Annotated in this window: 10 protein-coding genes; 4 read left to right on the top strand and 6 right to left on the bottom strand. The window is 70.6% G+C overall.

The window, feature by feature from the left end:
• Positions 1 to 240 precede the first annotated feature (240 nt).
• Together ACIRU3_RS39525 and ACIRU3_RS39520 are read right to left on the bottom strand one after the other, a co-directional pair.
• Positions 241 to 834, bottom strand: coding sequence for a dTDP-4-dehydrorhamnose 3,5-epimerase family protein (locus tag ACIRU3_RS39525; RefSeq protein ID WP_404067409.1), 594 nt, complete (start codon positions 832 to 834; stop codon positions 241 to 243).
• A complete protein-coding gene (locus ACIRU3_RS39520) occupies positions 831 to 2144 on the bottom strand; it encodes an activator-dependent family glycosyltransferase (RefSeq protein WP_404067407.1) in 1314 nt (437 codons plus the stop codon). The genes ACIRU3_RS39525 and ACIRU3_RS39520 overlap by 4 nt, the downstream gene beginning before the upstream one ends.
• A 258-nt stretch (positions 2145 to 2402) precedes the next feature.
• Between ACIRU3_RS39520 and rfbB the strand changes: the two genes are divergently transcribed.
• On the top strand, positions 2403 to 3383 hold the full coding sequence (gene rfbB, locus ACIRU3_RS39515; RefSeq protein WP_404067404.1) for a dTDP-glucose 4,6-dehydratase: 981 nt from the start codon (positions 2403 to 2405) through the stop codon (positions 3381 to 3383).
• Positions 3380 to 4768, top strand: a complete 1389-nt coding sequence (locus tag ACIRU3_RS39510; protein WP_404067401.1) for an NDP-hexose 2,3-dehydratase family protein — start codon at positions 3380 to 3382, stop codon at positions 4766 to 4768. The genes rfbB and ACIRU3_RS39510 overlap by 4 nt, the downstream gene beginning before the upstream one ends.
• A 105-nt stretch (positions 4769 to 4873) precedes the next feature.
• Here ACIRU3_RS39510 and ACIRU3_RS39505 read toward each other — a convergent pair whose 3' ends face one another.
• The 3 genes from ACIRU3_RS39505 to ACIRU3_RS39495 form a co-directional block, all read right to left on the bottom strand.
• A complete protein-coding gene (locus ACIRU3_RS39505) occupies positions 4874 to 5539 on the bottom strand; it encodes a sulfotransferase family protein (protein ID WP_404067398.1) in 666 nt (221 codons plus the stop codon).
• An 81-nt stretch (positions 5540 to 5620) separates the two neighbouring features.
• Positions 5621 to 6046: a carboxymuconolactone decarboxylase family protein gene (locus ACIRU3_RS39500; protein ID WP_404067395.1), complete on the bottom strand. Its 426-nt coding sequence runs from the start codon at positions 6044 to 6046 to the stop codon at positions 5621 to 5623.
• A gap of 215 nt (positions 6047 to 6261) precedes the next feature.
• Complete coding sequence (locus ACIRU3_RS39495; protein ID WP_404067393.1) at positions 6262 to 7032, bottom strand: gamma-glutamyl-gamma-aminobutyrate hydrolase family protein; 771 nt, start codon at positions 7030 to 7032, stop codon at positions 6262 to 6264.
• A gap of 539 nt (positions 7033 to 7571) precedes the next feature.
• Between ACIRU3_RS39495 and ACIRU3_RS39490 the strand changes: the two genes are divergently transcribed.
• Together ACIRU3_RS39490 and ACIRU3_RS39485 are read left to right on the top strand one after the other, a co-directional pair.
• Positions 7572 to 9359 (top strand): FAD-dependent monooxygenase, encoded by a 1788-nt coding sequence (locus tag ACIRU3_RS39490; RefSeq protein ID WP_404067390.1) that lies wholly within the window; start codon positions 7572 to 7574, stop codon positions 9357 to 9359.
• Positions 9360 to 9570: 211 nt separating this feature from the next.
• Positions 9571 to 12240 carry an FAD/NAD(P)-binding protein gene (locus tag ACIRU3_RS39485; RefSeq protein ID WP_404067387.1) on the top strand — a complete coding sequence of 890 codons (2670 nt, stop codon included), beginning with the start codon at positions 9571 to 9573 and terminating at the stop codon, positions 12238 to 12240.
• A 390-nt stretch (positions 12241 to 12630) separates the two neighbouring features.
• On the opposite strand, the gene hemG is transcribed toward ACIRU3_RS39485, so the two are convergent.
• On the bottom strand, positions 12631 to 14100 hold the full coding sequence (gene hemG, locus ACIRU3_RS39480; protein WP_404067384.1) for a protoporphyrinogen oxidase: 1470 nt from the start codon (positions 14098 to 14100) through the stop codon (positions 12631 to 12633).
• Positions 14101 to 14112 lie beyond the last annotated feature (12 nt).

The following is a 14112-nucleotide window of genomic DNA, read 5'->3' as shown; positions in this document are numbered from 1 at the left end:
CGGGGGCGCGCCCGCGGCGCGGGCGGCGGGGCGGGGGGGCGCGGCGCGCGCGGCCCGGGGGGGGGGGGGCGGGGCGGGGGGGGGCGCGCCCCCCCCGCCCCGGCCCCCCCCCCCCCCCCCCCGCCGCGTTCCCGTGCCGACTGCCGACTGCCGAGCGTGGGCCGTTCCGCACGGGCAACGCCGACGGGCGAGGCCATCTGCATGGCCTCGCCCGTCCAGGACGTCCAGATCGTTCGGGTGTCACCCGATGCCGGTCCCCAGGGGGATCGGGCGGGACGGGCACTGTTCATAGGTGGGCAGCAGGCCGGCGGCGGCCGCCTCGGCGAGTGTGGGAGCGGCGGCGTCCTTGGCGGAGCGGATCGGCGGCTCCCTCAGCTCCCACGGCAGAGCCAGCTCCGGATCGAGCGCGTCGACATCGATCATGGTGCCCGGTACGTACTCGGCTGAGCAGAGGTAGCACATGGTCGTGTCGTCGGCGAGAGCGAGGAACGCGTGGCCGATCCCGTCGGGAAGGTACACCGCCGTACCGGACTCGGGACTCTGGTAGGTGATGTCGTGGTGGCCGAACGTCGGCGAGCCCACGCGGAGGTCGACGGCGATGTCGAGCGCGAGCCCCCGCACACAGGTGATGAACTTCGCCTGGCCGGGCGGGACCACGGTGCCGTGGATACCCCGTAGCGTGTTCCGCTTGGACACCGAGAAGTTGACCTGCCGGATGTTCAGCTCGAAGCCGGTGTCGGCCAGCAGGGAACTGCGCCGCACGGACTCGAAGAAGTGTCCCCGCAGGTCCCCCAACGGCTCGGGTTCGATCCGGTACGCGCCCGGGACCGTCATGGCCGAGATCCGCACGACGTGCTCCTTTCGACAACCAGCTCTTCCAGGGTTCGCGCCACCTCGTTGGGGGCGGGCATGGCCAGCACCTCCTGCTGGAGTCGCTGAGCGTTCGCCCGGAAGGAAGGATCTTCCAGCAGTCGTACGAGTGCGGCGCGGACTCCGGGCCCGTCCACCTCGGCCGGCGTCATGGACAGTCCGGCTCCGGTCCGGTCGAGGTACTGGAACTTGAGCGGAGCGTCCACCGCCTGACTGATCAGCAGCTGAGGGACGCCGTAGCGCAGGGAGCATCCGAACGACCAGGTCCCGCCGTGATGCACCAGGGCCGCACAGGACGGCAGGATCTCGGCGGGAGGCACGGAGCCCACGAGCCGGGTGTTGTCCGGCACCCGGCGCAGCCGCCGCTGGACATCCGCCGGCAGGGTCAGGACCAGTTCCATCTCCAGGTCGCCCACCGCGTCGAGGATCTCCTGCATACGGTCGACGGAGAGCACGTGCAGTGCCGGCCCGTCGGTCATCGAGCCGCCGAACGTCATCAGGACCCGTGGCGCCCCCGGTCGTTCCGCAAGCCATCGCGGCACCACGGCCGGCCCGTTGTAGGGCACGAATTGCATCGGCAGTGTGGTCAGCCCGTTGTCGAGCCGGAACGACTCGGGAAGCGGGTCGATCGTGACATGCCCGTTCACCAGATCCTCGGAGAATTCGACGCCGTGTTTCCCGGCCCAGCCCGAGAGCCAGTCACGCAGCCCGTCGACGCGTTCCGCCGGCGGACGCAGGGCCTTGGCGTGCAGGTAGTCCTCACGCATACGGGTGTAGACATCGCCCGAATACAGCACACGGGCGTGCACCGCTCCCACCGCGGCGGCGGCCACCGCTCCCGCGAAGGTCTTCGCGCCCCAGAGCACCAGATCGGGCCGCCACTCCCGGCAGAATCCGACCAGATCGTCCATCATCGTGTCGTTGGACAGCTCCGTGCGCGGAACCACCAGCGTGTCGTAGAGCTTGGTGAGTTGCTCCCAGCTCAGCCGCTCGCGATCCGGTCGTACATCGAACAGAGGCGCGGGTTCGCCCAGGCCGAACCCCTGCTCGGGAGGCGGCAGGGCTCCTTCGCGCCGGGCTCGCCGGGTTCGCTGTGTCACGGTCTCGCCCGAGCCGACGCCGACGGCCGTCAGCCCGGCCCCGGTGACGGCGCCGAGCAGATCCGGCTCGCCGGCCACGCGCACCTCGTGACCGGCCGTCTGCAACGACCACGCCAGCGGAACCAAGTTGAACAGGTGCGTCTTCCAGGGAAACGGCACTATGAGGACACGCACGCCGGACTTCCTTTGGCTCGGGGTCGGGTGAACTCGCGGGCGAGGGTCACGACTTCCCGCCTTTTCATCCTCGCCGCGAAACCCCAGCGAGTCTTCTTTCAAATTGCCACGAACAAAGCTGTCGACGGGCAGGCAATTTGGGAGGTGCCGGGAATGAATCGAGGCCAATATCGTGCTGCATGCTGTGCCCCAACCAACCTCGCAAGAACGGGATCAGCAAATGCTTCGACCATGGATATCCAGCTACGGTGGGACCTCATGAGAATACTCGTCACCGGTGGAGCCGGATTCATAGGCTCCCATTATGTGCGCACCATGCTCGACGGCGGATATCGGGACTTCGAGGACGCCCACGTCACGGTCCTGGACCAGTTGACCTACGCCGGACGCCGGGAGAACATCCCGGGCTCTCATCCGCGTCTCACCTTCGTGCGAGGGAACATCCTCGACCGGAAGCTGCTGCGTGAGGTGCTGGACGGTCAGGACGCGGTGGTGCACTTCGCGGCCGAAAGCCATGTGGATCGTTCCATCACGTCGGGCGCCGAATTCGTCCGGACCAACGTGGAGGGCACTCAGGCGGTACTCGAGGCCTGTCTGACGGGCGGTGTCGAGCGGGTGGTGCACGTCTCGACGGACGAGGTGTACGGGACCATCGAGAAGGGGGCGTGGACCGAGCGGTCTCCGCTGCTGCCCAATTCCCCCTACTCCGCGTCCAAGGCGGGGTCCGACCTCATGGCCCTGGCCTATTTCCGCACCCATGGACTGAACGTCTCCGTGACGCGCTGCTGCAACAACTACGGCCCCTACCAGCACCCCGAGAAGTTCATCCCGCTCGCCGTCACCAACCTGCTGGAGGGACGTCCCGTTCCGGTCTACGGAGACGGTCTGCAGGTGCGTGAATGGCTGCACGTGGCCGATCACTGCCGGGCCGTTCACCAGGTGCTCGCCGAGGGCCGGGCGGGCGAGGCCTACAACATCGGCGCCGGCACGGCCGAGTCCAACCTGGCGTTGGCGCGACGGCTGGCCGAACTGTGCGGAGCGGAACCGGACATGATCCGTCATGTCACCGACCGCAAGGGCCATGACCGGCGATACGCGCTGGATCAGACCAGGTTCGAGCGTGAACTCGGCCGGGAGCCGGACGTCCCGTTCGGCGAGGGCCTGGCGGAGACCGTCGCGTGGTACCAGGACAACCCGCAGTGGTGGAAGCCGGTCAAGAACGGCGGTGATCGGCCGTGAACGGCCGGACGCTGCTGAGGCCGCGCGCCGGTACGGGGATCGGTGATCGGCTGGCCCGTTCGGCGGCGGCCACCGCCGGCGTCGGTATCGCGACCGCCGAGGTGCCGGACTGGCTGGCCGCCCGTCGGCGGGCAAGCCGGGCCCGGGTACGGCAGATCCCGTTCGCGAATCTGGAGGGCTGGTCGTTCGCTGCGGACACCGGTGACCTGAGGCACCGCAGCGGACGGTTCTTCACCGTCGAGGGCCTCCATGTCGTCCGGCCGGACGCGGAGTGGCAGCAGCCGATCATCGTGCAACCGGAGATCGGCATCCTCGGCATCCTGGCCAAGGAGTTCGACGGGACACTCCACTTCCTGATGCAGGCGAAGATGGAGCCCGGCAATCCGAACCTGGTGCAGCTCTCCCCGACCGTGCAGGCCACCCGCAGCAATTACACGAAGGCGCACGCGGGGGCGGCGGTGAAGTACCTGGAGTACTTCCTCCGCCCCGACCGGGACCGGGTGATCACGGACGTCCTGCAGTCCGAGCACGGCGCCTGGTTCTACCAGAAGCGCAACCGCAACATGATCGTCGAGGTCGACGAGGACGTGCCCGTCGACGACGACTTCCGCTGGTTGACGCTCGGACAGCTCGGCGAGCTGCTGCGCCGGGACAACGTGGTGAACATGGACGCGCGCACCGTGCTGGCCAGCGCGCCGATGACGCGGCCCGAACCGCGGGCGCTGTCGTCCGACGCCGACCTGCGGTACTGGTTCACCGGGGAACGCGCCCGGCACGACGTCCACACCCGGCGCATACCGCTGAGCCAGGTGGCCGGCTGGCGCCGCGACACCCACTCCGTCCACCGCATCGACCACCGGTTCTTCCGAGTGGTGGCGGTCTCCGTGGAGGGCGCCAACCGCGAGGTCCCCGGCTGGACCCAGCCCATTTTCGAACCCGTCGGTCTCGGGGTCGTGGGCTTCGCGTACCGCGTCTTCGACGGCGTGCCGCATGTCCTGGTGCACGCCCGGGTCGAAGGCGGCTTCCTCGACACCGCCGAGCTCGGGCCGACCGTTCAGTATGTTCCGGCGAACTACGCTCATCTGCCGGCCGAGCACCGTCCGCCCTTCCTCGATCTGATGCTGAACGCGGACCCGGCCCGTATGCGTTACGCGGCGGTCCACTCCGAGGAAGGCGGCCGGTTCCTCAACGCCGAGAGCCGCTATCTGCTGGTCGAGACCGACGAGTCGACGACCCCCACGCAGGCGCCGCCGGGCTACCACTGGATCACCATCGGTCAGCTGAACTGGCTGGCTGGGCACAGCCGTTATGTCAATGTGCAGGCCCGGACCCTGCTCGCGGTCCTCAACGCAGGCGCGGCCGACCTCGTCCATGGCTCTGTGTGAGCACAATGGTGGCGCGCGGCACGACCCGGTTCGCCAGGGTCGTGCCGCGCGCAGTCGGTGCGGGGTGAACTGTCGGAGAAAGGCCGGGGAGGCCAGGATCCAGCGTCACGCAGGCTCTGTCGCGGAGCCGCCGCCGCCCACCTGCTGGAGCACCTTGCGCATGGACTGGGTGTCATTGACGTGCGGGAAATCCTCCGGCGGGACGTCGACTCCGAGGAAGGAACACAGCGGTTCCCACCCCTGCTTCACGTCGAAGACGAGCAGGTTGTCCGGATCGACGGTGCGGGCGATCTCCAGATTGCGCCGACGGAAGACGTCGATCGCGTAGTCCTTGTCGGAGAACCGTCCGCCGAACAGGCCGTTCCAGACCATGGTGCTCGTCACGCGGTACAGCCGGCCCTGCCTGGACCGGGCCTCCGGAGGGTTCTCCTGGCTCTTCAGAGCGAACTGGTACAGCGTGTCATAAGTGCTCCGGTACCAGCGCTCGGCATCGCGCACCGTGAGAATGACCTTCGCCTCGGGAAATGCCTCCATGATCTGCCGGTAATAGACGGCGGGAGGGCCGTCCACGGCGGAGGTGTACCCGTCGAATACCGCGTCCCAGTCAGCAGGCTGCGCATCGCAGATGATTCTCTCCCACTGCTTGAGTCGCTTTTCACTGCTGACGACGTCGAACATATGGAAACAGGGTCCAAAACCGAGGCGTTCCAACGCCACCTTCAGTGATGTCGTCCCGGTCCTGCCCAAGCCGGCGTTGATGAGCTTCAACACGGCGGTGTCCCTTTCCCTCGTGTGAACAGCGGCGCGGTCACGGCTTCCGTGCTCCGGTGACCGCACCGCTGGAGATCCCGCTCAGGGCCAGTTGAGAGGTACCTGCTTGGTGGAGATGTTGACGCGGTTCCAGAGGTTGACCAGGCCGATCTGTATGACCAGGGCGCCGAGTTCCTGCTCGCTGTAGTGCTTCGCGGCCTCCTCCCAGATCTCGTCCGGCACCGGGTCCTCCCGGTCACCGAGGCGGGTGACGGCCTCCGCGAGAGCCAGTGCGGAGCGCTCGGCGTCGTCGAAGCAGGTCTCATCCCGCCAGGTGGCCACCTTGGGCAGGCGTTCGTCGTCCGTCGAACCCGCCACGATCTCACGGCCGTTGATCTGGCTCGTGCGCAGATGAACGAGAACGAGCGTCTGCAGCGGCACGACCTTGTTGATGGCCTTGGAAAGATCGAGCAGCGGCTGCAAGGCGTCGGGAACGACCAGCGACGGGTTGGTCATCCGTGGTGACATCGGTATTTCTCCTGTCGGTCGGGACTACTCCTTGGCTGCAATGGAACATCACAGCGAGGGAACGGAAAAGCGTGCCGGCGTGCTGTGCATTCCCGTCGCTGAGCACGAGCTCAATGGACATCAGGCTGCCGCCTGGATGACCGAATGCGCAAGTTCCTGAGGATTTCCGGGCCTTGGGATCCAGCAAAAATATTGTGCCGAATCCGTTCGGCGAATCAGGTTGTGGCGGCGGTTCGGCGGGAAGCGAGTCCGGCCGCTTCGACGAGTGCCGCGTGGAGACGGTCGTCCGCGGTCTGGCCGGCTTCCCATTGCACACCGATCGCAAAGGGGTGATCGGTCGCCTCCACCACCTCGACGACTCCGTCGGGTGCCCGGCCGGTGGCGACGAGGCCCGCCCCGATCCGGTCGATCCCCTGATGGTGGTGGCAGGAACTCTCGGGTGCGTCCTCGCCGAGGATCTTGCCGATCCGGCTGCCGGGTGCCAGGTCCAGGAGGTGCCTGCCGAGGGTGAACTCCGCTGTCTCCGGGCAGTGGCGGTCGTGGCCCGTGATCTCGGGCAGGTGCTGGTGCAGTGTGCCTCCGCAGACCACATTGAGCAGTTGCATGCCGCGGCAGATGGCAAGGACGGGCAGGCCGGCCGCCAGCGCCCCCTTGACCAGCGCCAGTTCGGCGCGGTCCACGACCGGGCTACCGGTGCGCGTCCTGGGGTGTGCGGGTGCTCCGTACAGCGCCGGACTCACGTCCGGGCCGCCCGGTACCAGCAGTCCGTCGAGCTGACCGAGGACGTGCTCGCAGCCGGGCAGCAACGGCAGCAGTACAGGAGTGCAGCCCGCGGAGGCGAGAAAGTCCACATGCGACTGCAGCGAAAGGCTGACGGACATGTCGATGCCCTGGAGCGTGACCGGAGCCGTCCGTGCGCATATTCCGATCACCGGCCGCTCGGCGAACTGCCGCGCATTTGCCGAATCATTCGACGCTGCGTTCATGACCACCCTCATCGTCCCCATGTGAGTCCGCTGAATTCCTGGACACGGGGGCCGAGCGTAGAACGGCGCTTTGACCGCCCGCCACAAGGCGGTGTTCCTCATGTTCAACTGAAGAAGATACGCAGACGAACCCGCGGTCCTGCCGGGCACGCCGGCTCAGAACGACGGCGGCCGCTCCCCCACAGTGCCCCGTCCTGGTCGTGGACCGGCCATCGATCCGGCTGAATCCACTCATCCTTGACCGGGACTAAAGAGGCCCTTGACAGGCTGCGAGCGTATCGCAGCCGAATGGGGCAAGTGGAGTGGCGGGCAATGGGCCGTAGTTCGCGCTGATCACGGGGAACAAGCGGATTCGGCCTGGCTGGCCAAATACGGCGGGCTCCGCAATCCCGATATGGAACGCTGGTGCGCGTCCTGAAAGTTGCGGGGTGGCGTCGCGCTCTCGGTACCGTTTCCTTCGGCACGCCGTCATGCAGCCGGGGCCGTCCAAGATTCAGCTGACACTCGCCTCTGGACTGTCACATTCTGGAAGGACGAATATGGGAACGCTCGAGGTTCCGGTTCTGATCGTGGGCGGTGGCGGATGCGGCCTGTCCGCCTCCGTCTTTCTCTCCGACCTCGGAGTCGGCCACCTGCTGGTGGAACGGCACGCGGACACAGCGAACATACCGAAGGCGCACTACCTCAACCAGCGCACGATGGAGATCTTCCGACAGCACGGGATCGACGGGCCGGTGGCCGAACAGGGCGCGCCGCTGGAGAAGTTCGGGCAGGTGCGCTGGCTGACCTCGCTCGCCGGTGACGGCGCGCTGGATTCCCGGGTGATCCATGAGATGGACGCCTTCGGCGGCGGTGAGCTGCGCGAGAGGTACGCGGCGGCCGGGCCCGTCCTGCCCGTCAAGCTGCCGCAGATCCGGCTGGAGCCGATCCTGCGCCGCCGCGCCGAACAGCGCAATCCCGGGCGCATCCTGTTCAGCCATGAGATGACCGGTTTCACCGACGAAGGCGACCGCGTCGTGGTCGAGGTCCGCGACGTCGAGTCCGGGGAGATCACCACGGTCGTGACGCAGTACCTCATCGCGGCCGACGGCGGTCGCACGGTCGGTGCCGCTCTCGGTGTGGAGATGCAGGGCCTGGCCGGGTTGCTCGACGTCACGACCGCGTACTTCTCCGCCGACCTGTCCGAGTGGTGGCACGAGGGCACGCTGATCACCCACTTCCTCAATGCCTACGACCCCGGCCTTTCCAGCAACATCATCGAGATGGGACCGGCCTGGGGGAAGGACTGCAGGGAATGGGTGCTGCACCTTCCCCCGAGCGACCCGGGCGGCCTCGACGAGCAGGAGGTCGTCGCCAGGATCCGTGAGGTCCTCGGCCTGCCCGGCCTGGACGTGACCCTGCACCATGTCACGAACTGGACCGTCGAGGCATTGCTCGCCGAGCGCTACCGAGTGGGACGGGTGCTGCTCGCCGGCGACGCCGCGCACCGCCAGCCGCCCACCGTGGGGCTCGGCCTGAACTCCGGTATCCAGGATGCGCACAACCTCGCGTGGAAGCTGGCCACGGTGCTCACCGGCCGCGCGGACGACCGTCTGCTCGACACCTACGAGGTGGAGCGCCGGCCCGTCGCCAGGCACAACGTCGACTGGGCGGTGTCGGCGGCGTTCCACCACCGGTCCGTCCTGGACGCCATCGGTCTCGGCGAGAACGCGCCGGTGCAGCGCCGGGAGGCGATGTTCTCCGCGTACTTCGAGCAGTCCCCGATCGGCGCGGCCGTGCGGGCACGGGCGGTGGAGATCTTCGACACCCACCGTGGCGGATGCCAGGCGCACGACCTGGAGGTCGGCTTCGCCTACGAGCAGGGCGCGATCGTCCCCGACGGCAGCGAGCCGCCGGCCCGCGCACCGCTGCGCGATGTGTACCAGCCCACGACCCGCCCCGGGCACCGGCTGCCGCACGTCTGGCTCGAGCGCGAGGGCCGGCGCCTGTCGACCCACGACCTGACCGGCACCGGGACCGGCTTCGCGCTGCTCACCGGCCCGGACGGAGGCGCGTGGTGCGAGGCGGCGGCGCGGGTGGCGGAGAAGTTCTCGGTCCCCATCGTCACGGCCCGCATCGGCGACGGCGCGGAGTTCACCGACGTGGACGGCGGGTGGGAGGCCGTCCGGCAGATCACCGACGGAGGTGCCGTGCTGGTGCGCCCGGACAACCATGTGGCATGGCGCAGCGTGAGCGGCAGTGAGAACCCGGAGGAGGTCCTGGCGAACACGCTGTCCCGCGTCCTGGATCACACGGCCGGCGCCGACGTGCCGCCCCGAGCGGCTTGATCAGACAGTTCCCCAGGTCCCGGCCGGGTGTCCGCGGCGGTCCGTCCGCCGCGTCCGCTCCGAGGCGTCCGCCGGCTCCGTGCCGCACCCGGTCGGCGCGGCCGCCGGCACGGCACCGAGGACGGCGAGGATCCCGCGCCGGGACCACCTCTCCGACCGAAGTCGGAGTTCCGTTCCTCGGCTCCGCCGCCGATCACTGCCGGAGGTTTTCGTGAGTCCAGTCCGCGAGCGGTACACCGTGGCCGTCGTCGGAGCGGGGGCGGCGGGCGCTCTGACCGCCCTCCATCTCTGTGAGACGGCCACGCGCCGCCGGACACCCCTCACCCTCGTCCTGATAGACCCGGCGCCGGAGGCGGGCCGGGGCACCGCCTACGCCACCCCCGATCCCCGGCACCGGCTCAACGTGCCCGCAGGCGGCATGAGTTGCTATCCCGACGAGCCAGGCCACTTCACCCGCTGGCTGTGCCGGCACGGTGAACCGGCCGTCACCGCGGCGGACTTCGCCACCCGGTACCGCTACGGCGCCTATCTGGCCGACACGCTCGGCCAGGCGATCGTCCGCGCCCATGGAGTGGTCTCCCTGCAGCGGCTGCGCACCCGCGCCGAGAGCTGCACCGGCACCCCGGACGGCCGGGTGTCGCTGCTTCTCGCCGACGGGGCGCGGCTCACCGCCGACAGTGCGGTCCTGGCCACCGGCCCTGCCGCGCCGACCGCCGCCTGGGCCCCCGGGGAGCTGTGCGCCTCGCCGCGCTTCGTCGCCGCGCCCTGGGCGGCCGGGGCCCTTGACGGCCCGAAGGCCGACGACGCCGATGTCCTCCTCGTCGGCAGTGGCCTGACCGCCGTGGACCTCGCCCTCACGCTCGACCGCTCCGGCCGCACGGTGCACGCCCTGTCCCGCAACGGCCTGCTGCCCCAGCCGCACGCCCTCGCCCCGGCCGGCCCCATGCCCGCGCCGGAAGGGCTGGAGGACGCTTCTCTGGACCGGCTGCGGCGCGCCGTCTACCGCCACGTCAGCCGCTCGGTGCGGATGCACGGCGACTGGCGTCCCGCCCTGGACAGCCTGCGCCCGCACACGGCACACCTGTGGCGCTGCCTCACTCCCGGGGAACGCGCCGAATTCCTCGCCCGCGAGGGCACGTTGTGGAACACCCACCGTCATCGCATGGCCCCGGCCACGGCCGAGTCGGTCACCCGCGCCCGTACGGCGCGACGACTGACCGTCCACGCGGGCACGGTCACCGCGGCCGTCTCCCGCGACGACGGCTCCCTGGACGTCGAGCTCTCCGACGGGCGGACGATGCACGTCGGTTGGGTGATCGACTGCACGGGCCCGGGCCACCGTCTCGACGACCCGCTGTGGCGCTCCCTGTTCACGGCCGAAGCGGCGGTCCCCGGCCCGCTCGGCATGGGTGTCGCCACCGTCGACGGACGTCTGCTCGACGCCGGAGGGCGCGCCGGCCTCCCGCTGTACACCCTGGGCGCTCCGCGCCGGGGCGAGCTGTGGGAGACCACGGCGATCCCCGAGATCCGCGGCCAAGCGGCGGCCCTCGCCCACGAGGTGCTCGCGCCGCTCGCACCCGGGCCCCGCAGCACGCGCCGCCCCCTCGACGGACACGGCCTCGCCCTGTCGACCCACGCCGAGGCCGCCGCCGCGTACCGCACCGGCCTCGACCGGATCCTGAAGGTCCGCTCGGGGGCCGAGGACGCCCTCGCCCGCGCGATCGCCCTGGACCCCGGATTCGCCCTGGGGCACGCGGCCCTCGCGTTGCTGGGCCACGAGTGCGGAGCCGCCGTGGACGTCCCGCGGTCCCTCGCCGACGCACAACGCTGCGCCCGCGAACGGGCCGACGAGCGCGAGCGCTCCTTCGTGGACGTCGTCACCCGCCGTGTCCACGGCGACAACGGCGACACGGCCCTCGTACGGCACCTGGACACCCACCCCGGCGACGCGCTCGCGCTCGCCGCGGCCGTGCCGACCATCGCCTTCTCCGGGGTCGACGACCTCGACGACGACTACGCCCTGCGCCTGGTCGAGCGCACGGCACCGGCGTACGACGGCCACTGGTTCCACACCTCGCTGCTGGCGTTCCTCCGCCAGGAGCAGGGGCGCATGTACGAGGCCGGCGAGCTGGCCCATCGTGCGCTGGCCGCCGAGCCCGCCTCCGGCCATGCCGTGCACGCGCTGGCGCACGTCCATTACGAGACGGGCGCGCACAAGGCGGGCCGGAACTGGCTGGACCGGTGGGTGTCCGGGCGTGGCCGCGGTGCGGTGCACCGGGCGCACTTCTCCTGGCACATCGCCCTGCACGAACTGGCCCTGGACGACACGGCCGCGGTCCGGAAGCGGTGGTTCACCCAACTCGCGCCCGGCCGGGTGACCGGCGTGCGGGCCCTGGTCGACTCGGGGTCGCTGCTGTGGCGGGCCCGGCTCAGCGACAGCTGGCACGGCGAACTGCCGACCGCGGACGTGCTGGGGTCGGTGGCGACCGATGTCCTGGAACGGCCCTCGACGGCCTTCACCGCCCTGCACTCCGCCGTCGCCCTCACGGCGGCCGGCGACCTGGCCGCACTGCGCCGGCTGCGCGACCACGCCGCCGAGGCCGACGAGGTCCAGCGCGAGATCATCGCGCCGCTGTGCGAGGCGTTCGCCGCGGTCGTCGAGGAGCGCTTCCACGAGGCGGCCCGCGGTCTCGACGCTCTTCTTCCCGTGCTGCGCCGGGTCGGCGGCAGCGCCGCCCAGCGCGAGGTGGTGGAGGAGACCCTGCTGTACGCCCTGATGGCGGACGGCCGGTGCGACGCCGCGCTGCGGTTGCTGGACGCCCGCCTGGAACGCACGCGGGCCCCCAGGGACCGGCGGATGCGGGCGGTGCTGTCCGACTGAGCGCGCCAGGGACCCCCGCACGGCCGGAGCCGTGCGGGGGTCTCGGCGTGTGCGGGGCGGGGAGCCGGCCGCGATCCGGTGCGTCCCGGAAGACCCGGAGTGCGCGGGGGACCCGGAGGAGGACCCGGAGCACGCGAGGGACCCGGAGGGCTCGGAGGAACCCGAAGGGCTGGGCGGACCCGAAGGCTCGGGATTCGTTGCCCTGCGCGTCGGCCCGGCCCGGCTCGGTGGAGACCGGCTCCTGCAGCGGCGGGACGCGGACGGCCGAGCGCCGTCCCGGAGAGTCCGGCGGGTGCGGCGCAGGGCCGGGGCGGCGCCGACAGCAGGAACCCCCGGTGGAGGCTGCGGATGGTCGCAGCCTCCACCGGGGGCATGGGCCGGCACCCCGCCCTAGCGGGCAGTGGTGTCCCGCCGCAGCCAGGTGAGCACCTCGTCGGCGGCCTTGCGCGCGGTGGCCACACAGTTGCCGACCCCTGCACCGTCGTACGCGGCGCCGCACACCGCGAGCCCGGGCTGGGCCGCCACCGAGGCACGGATACGTTCCACCCGGTCCAGGTGACCGACCGTGTACTGCGGCATCGAGGCCTCCCAACGGCTGACCCGGGTCGCCACGGGGCCGCCGACCAAGCCGGTGGTCGCGGCGAACTCGGACGCCGCCAGCGCGCCGAGCTCGGCGTCGTCGAGCTCCATCAGCTTCTCCTCGCCGCTCCCGCCGGCCTGGCACCGCACGATCTGCAGATCACCCGCCAGGTGCGGCCACTTCATGTTCAGGAACGTGACGACCCTGACCTTGCGCCCCTCCACCGCGGGCACCCGGTAGCCGCTGGCCCCGAGGCGCCGCAGCCCGGCGAACCCGGCGGAGAACGCGCTGCGGGTGTACGCGAGCGTGATGATCGCCGTACTGGCGTAGGGGATCTCGGCGAGTCCGGCTGCGGCCTGCCCGGCCCCGGACACCCCGGCCAGCAGCCGGCCGGCGGAACCCGCGGGAACGGCGACGACGACGGCATCCGCGTCGATGTACTCCGAGCCGGCACCGGAACCGACGGTCAGTCGCCAGCCGCGCTCTCGCCGCACGAGCTCCTCGACCACGGCTCCGGTGCGCACGGTCGCTCCCGGCGACGCGGCGAGCAGGCGCTCCGCGAGCACAGGGGGCAGCGTGCCGAGCCCGCCGGTGAGGGTGGCGATGCCCGTCGTGGGCTTCTCCCCCTCCGGGAGCGGCTGCGGTATCAGCGAGCCCGCCGCCTCGGCCAGCGACGAGTACTTGCGGGACGCGGCGGCCAGCGGGGCCAGGGTGGCCTCGAAGGACAGCTCGTCGGCACGGCCGGCGAACGCGTCGCCGAGGAACGGGTCGACGAGGCGGTCCACGACCTCCTGGCCCTGCCGCCCCGCGACGTACGACGCGACGGAGACGTCCCCGTCCCGGTCGAGCGCGGGCAGCTCGAGGTCCTCTCGTGCCCGGGCCAGCCCGTCGGCGGACAGCAGGCGGGCCTTGGCCAGCTCCTCCATGTCGGAGGGCACGCCCATGAACTGGCGGGCGGGCAGCCCCCGCATGTCGTCCCTGGTCCAGATCCCCATCCCCGGCAGGCTCGCCGTCACGAGCTGATCGCCGAGCCCTGCCTCCGTGATCAGCCTGGAGGTCTTGGGACGCCGCGCGTACAGCGATTCCGCACCCTCGTCGACGGCGAAGCCCTCCACCTCCGACACGGCCAGCTTCCCGCCGAGCCTGGACGCTCCTTCGAGGACCGTCAGCCTGACCGGCTCGTCCCGCAGGAAGAACGCCGCCGCCAGCCCCGCGATACCGCCGCCGACGACGACCACATGCGGTACTCCGCTTGCCTTTTCCTGTCCGCTGTCCGCCATTCCGCCTGCCCT

Source organism: Streptomyces sp. NPDC101151, from assembly GCF_044768335.1.
Lineage (GTDB): Bacteria > Actinomycetota > Actinomycetes > Streptomycetales > Streptomycetaceae > Streptomyces.
The sequence above is the reverse complement of the archived record's forward strand: the minus strand, read 5'-3'. Positions and strand labels throughout refer to the sequence as shown.